At 34.6% G+C, this 3,115-nt stretch carries 3 protein-coding genes and 1 pseudogene; all 4 read left to right on the top strand.

Annotated features, from left to right (window positions below):
* Window positions 1-68: 68 nt before the first annotated feature.
* Window positions 69-635, top strand: a pseudogene (locus ABD814_RS12805) (ATP-binding cassette domain-containing protein); the annotation flags it as partial.
* Between the two features lie 11 nt (window positions 636-646).
* Window positions 647-2,227, top strand: coding sequence for a beta-barrel domain-containing protein (locus ABD814_RS12800; RefSeq protein ID WP_344913994.1), 1,581 nt, complete (start codon window positions 647-649; stop codon window positions 2,225-2,227).
* An 89-nt stretch (window positions 2,228-2,316) separates the two neighbouring features.
* Window positions 2,317-2,550, top strand: coding sequence for a bacteriocin (locus ABD814_RS12795; protein WP_344913991.1), 234 nt, complete (start codon window positions 2,317-2,319; stop codon window positions 2,548-2,550).
* Window positions 2,551-2,591: 41 nt separating this feature from the next.
* A complete protein-coding gene (locus ABD814_RS12790) occupies window positions 2,592-2,819 on the top strand; it encodes a hypothetical protein (protein ID WP_344913988.1) in 228 nt (75 codons plus the stop codon).
* Window positions 2,820-3,115 lie beyond the last annotated feature (296 nt).

The following is a 3,115-nucleotide window of genomic DNA, read 5'->3' as shown; positions in this document are numbered from 1 at the left end:
ACTGGCATTCACTTTTGGCAATTTAATGGGCAAATCACCTATAAAAAATCAAGTTATGAATAATGCAGGATTATAATATCCAAGATTTAGATTTTGAAAAACTTCGGGAAAGAATTGCTTATGTATCACAAGAGAGTTTTTTCTTCAGTGACACGATTGAAGCGAATTTGTCACTAGGTTTAAATATCGATACCACCTTGGAAGATATTATTGATGCTGCAAAAATTGCAAAAGCACATGAGTTTATTAATAATCTACCTCTAAGGTACAATACACTCCTTGAAGAGAATGGCTCCAATCTTTCCGGGGGTCAACGTCAGCGTTTATCGATAACGCGGGCAATCTTAAAACAACCGGATATATTAATTTTGGATGAAGCAACGAGTCATTTAGATTCTATAACGGAAAAAGCCATTTCAGAAACGATTGATGATTATTGTCAAGGAATTACAACTCTTATCATTGCACATCGACTGAGTACAATTATGAAATGCGATAAAATTTGTGTCATTGAACAAGGTGAAATTATTGAAATGGGTACACATGATGAACTAATGGATAAAGAAGGAAGGTATTATCAATTGTGGGAGAACCAAACACCAATTCAACCCGAAAAGCAATTGGTAATGAACTAGAGGTGAAGTAGATGAGAGAAATAACTAGGAACTTGGATGAATTAAGTGATAGCCGAGAAGTGTTCGAATCAAAGACCCATCCGTTTATTTCGATTTTTATTTCTGTTCTGGTGCTCTTGCTTATCAGTGTATTGATTTGGTCATTTATTGGGGAAATTGATGAAGTCGCAAAAGCATCAGGCGTTGTTCGTCCTAATGAAAAAGTGAGCACGATACAATCCCCGTTATTTGGACAAGTTGAAAGCATTCAATTTTATGAAGGACAAGTGGTAGAAAAAGGTGAAACACTCTTTGCATTACGTTTGGATGACATACAAACAGAGATAGAAAATGATCTTCTATTCTTACAAACTTTTAAAGAAAGTATCGAGACACAAAAAAATTTATTTAATGAGACAGTTGAAGGAGAACGTGTTTATTTTCATCAAGTAGAACAGTATTTCATGCAACAGAAGCTACTAGAAGATGAACAAAAGATGTCACGTCGTGAAATCGAAGAACTTGAAAAAGAACTTACAAACTCGCTTCAACGTTTAGATATAACTCTAAAACAAACAGAAAGGAATCAACAACAACAAGAGGCAGAATATCTAATAGAAAAAGATGTAATAGAGTCTCAAATTCAAAATATGGAGCATGAATTGGAAAACGAAAAAAAATTAAAAGCATCAATCGAGAACAATGAAAACCTTATTCCGTCATCAGACGAAAAAAGAACGCTCTTTTTTCAAACCTATCAAGCGATGTTAGAGCAACTTGATGCACTTTCTGGTGATCAACTGATGGATACACAACAAAGTGCAACCAAAACAGAGGTCGAAACATATAAAAATGAAACGTTATTAACCGTACATGCACAAATCGACGAATATAATAGCAATCTGGAACAATTAAATCAAAACTTAACCCGATTAAATAATGGAAATGATTCATCAAATACTGATGAACTATTATTACAAAAGGAATCAATAAAACAACAACTAGAAACATTACAAACTAACCAAGCTGATCAAACAGCCTATAGAGAAAACACTGTAGAGAAATATCAATTAGATAAGTTACTTGAAGTCACTCATCTTATTAAAGAGAAACAACGAGAGAAAGATTTACTTGAAGAGAATATCCAACAGTTAAACCAAAGGCTTAGAGAAGGAGAAATTACCGCTCCGATTCGAGGAAAAGTCAATGTGATTCAAGATGTAGCTAACGGTGACATTGTTCAGCAAGGGGAAAGATTACTATCTATTTTACCAATAGAAGAATCTGAGTTTAAGATGAATATCGCTGTTCCTAATCATGAAGTAGGAAAAATCAACTTGGGTGATTCAATAAATTATAACTTTACTGCTTTTCCAAAACAAAACTATGGTCAGTTAACAGGAACTGTCACATCGATCAGCACCGATTCAACGGTTCAAGAAGATGGCAATAGCTATTATTTAGTGGAGGCCACTTTAGACCAGACAGCGATTGAAGATCGAGAAGGTAATATGAAACCCATTAGAAGTGGGATGTCTGCGGAAGCAAGCGTCGTAACAGAGACGAAGAAAGTGATTCACTTCGTGTTAGAAAAAATTAATTTAAAAGACTAACCTTTATGGTATTACGGCAGGTGAACAATGGGTGCACACATTAAGTAGCTATGTCTTAATATAAATATATTTAAGAGAGGAGAATTCACATGAAAGAATTCAAAATTAAAGGATTTGAGGAAATATCATCAAAGAAAATGAAAAATATTAACGGAGGGTTGGTTTTCACAACCGCTGGTCTTCTTATAGGTGCAAAAGTAGGTGCAAAAGCAGTCGCATCTTATGGTGCTAAGAAAGCGGTTATTGGAACTGGGATGAAAGTTGCCGGAACTTCTGGAGCAGCTCTTGATATAGCTGGAGCAACATACCTAATAAACCGCTAATTGTTAAAAATTCACAATTAAAGAGGAAGGTGTATTTGATTATGCCGTATAAAGAAACAATTAAGCAGGGACTAGTTTATTCAAGTTTATTTGTCTTTGTTAGTTTGCTCTTGAGTTTAGGCTATGTAGTAATTTTTCCACATGTATTAAGTATAAATTTTTATTTTGTCGTCGTTGCACTTTGCCTCACACACTTTTTGATATCCGGTCCATTTGCGATTTATATAGAAACAAAAGTTAAGAGTAGTATTTCGACATGTAATAATTAAGCACTTAAATCATGAGCTCCATTTAGTATTTCAAAACTGGAGCTCGACTGTAATTTATTAAGGTTATACAATAAATGACGTTGGTGAGAAAAAAACTCACTAACGTCATTTTTCATTTGAATAGGTTACGGGGTTGTATTTGAGAGGGGAGAAATGAAAATCTTCCCTCTTCTCTTAGTGTGCCCGGCATGGGCGTAATCTATAGTAAGCGCCAATCCATAAGGTAGTGTACACTGAATAATATCTAAATGCCGTCCTCTTAACAGTTCTGTTGATTTTTTGATATACTAAGTGCA

Origin of the sequence: Amphibacillus indicireducens (assembly GCF_039539605.1) — a bacterium.
Lineage (GTDB): Bacteria > Bacillota > Bacilli > Bacillales > Amphibacillaceae > Amphibacillus > Amphibacillus indicireducens.
This window is presented reverse-complemented; position numbering and strand designations above follow the sequence as displayed.

Coding starts and splice junctions, on each gene's coding strand:
- ABD814_RS12790 (WP_344913988.1), top strand. CDS start 2,592: ATGCCGTATAAAGAAACAATTAAGCAGGGACTAGTTTATTCAAGTTTA.
- ABD814_RS12800 (WP_344913994.1), top strand. CDS start 647: ATGAGAGAAATAACTAGGAACTTGGATGAATTAAGTGATAGCCGAGAA.
- ABD814_RS12795 (WP_344913991.1), top strand. CDS start 2,317: ATGAAAGAATTCAAAATTAAAGGATTTGAGGAAATATCATCAAAGAAA.